Source organism: Acinetobacter sp. Ver3 (genome assembly GCF_000632455.1).
Taxonomy (GTDB): domain Bacteria; phylum Pseudomonadota; class Gammaproteobacteria; order Pseudomonadales; family Moraxellaceae; genus Acinetobacter.
In genome coordinates this window covers 1-953 of sequence record NZ_JFYL01000168.1, presented here as the reverse complement: position 1 = coordinate 953, position 953 = coordinate 1, and the positions used below count along the sequence as shown (strand labels likewise).

Genomic DNA, 953 nt, shown 5'->3' with positions numbered 1-953 from the left:
TTTTCAGCCAGAAAATTTGCTGAACTCATTAAAAGACATCCTAGTACGATCTATCGTGAGCTTAAAAGAAATAGCATCAATGACGTTTATCAAGCTCGATATGCTTCTGATAACACCTTCGCTAGACGTAGACGTGGTCACAGAAAACTCAAAATCGATTCAATCCTCTGGAAATTTATTGTTGAAGCGATCCGTTGTTTATGGTCTCCTCAGCAAATAGCAAAGCGTTTAAAGACATTTCCTGATTTGGATCAAACAATGAATGTAAGCCATACAACGATTTATTCAACGATACGCGCATTACCAAAGGGTGAGTTGAAAAAAGACTTATTATCCTGTCTGCGTCATGAAAATAAAAAGCGAAAAGCTAACGGTGAACCTAAAAAAGATTCTATATTACAGGATATTAAAACTATTCATGAGCGCCCAGCCGAAGTTCAAGAAAGAAAAATACCGGGTCATTGGGAAGCTGATTTAATTAAAGGTAAAGACAATAAAAGTTCGATAGCAACACTTATTGAACGAAATACACGGCTCTGTATCTTGGCAACATTACCTGATGCAAAGGCAGAATCAGTGCGCAAGGCTTTAACTGAAGCTCTGAAATATTTACCTGCAGAACTGCGTAAAACGTTGACCTATGACCGTGGACGCGAGATGGCAGAACATAAAATACTTGAAGAAGATTTAGGCATAGATGTATATTTCTGTGACCCACATTCACCCTGGCAAAAAGGCACATGCGAAAATATGAATGGTTTAATTAGGCAATATTTACCTAAAGGGATTGATTTAAATCAGGCAGATCAGCATTATTTAAATCAAGTTGCCATGTCACTGAATACTCGTCCTAGAAAAGCGTTAGATTGGCTTACACCATTAGAGAAATTTGCTCAGCTTGTTGATTATCATAAGACTTTTCAAACTGTCGCACCTCATGTTTGAATTCGCCC

Annotated in this window: 1 protein-coding gene; it reads left to right on the top strand. The window is 37.8% G+C overall.

What is annotated here, in order from left to right; all coding sequences use genetic code 11:
* Positions 1–945 (top strand): IS30-like element ISAba125 family transposase (locus tag CL42_RS16180; RefSeq protein WP_035270995.1); only part of this gene is annotated, 945 nt, incomplete at its 5' end.
* Between the last annotated feature and the right edge of the window lie 8 nt (positions 946–953).